Genomic DNA, 239 nt, shown 5'->3' on the forward strand with positions numbered 1-239 from the left:
GTCGCAAGACTGAAACTCAAAGGAATTGACGGGGACCCGCACAAGCAGTGGAGTATGTGGTTTAATTCGAAGCAACGCGAAGAACCTTACCAGGTCTTGACATCCCTCTGATCGGTACAGAGATGTACCTTTCCTTCGGGACAGAGGAGACAGGTGGTGCATGGTTGTCGTCAGCTCGTGTCGTGAGATGTTGGGTTAAGTCCCGCAACGAGCGCAACCCTTATATTTAGTTGCCAGCA

General features: G+C 51.0%; 1 rRNA gene. It reads left to right on the top strand.

The features are described 5' to 3' along the window. A 16S ribosomal RNA gene (locus WFI24_RS34300) occupies nucleotides 1-239 on the top strand; the annotation flags it as partial.

The organism is Paenibacillus sp. USHLN196 (genome assembly GCF_037144955.1).
Classification (GTDB): domain Bacteria; phylum Bacillota; class Bacilli; order Paenibacillales; family Paenibacillaceae; genus Paenibacillus; species Paenibacillus xylanexedens_C.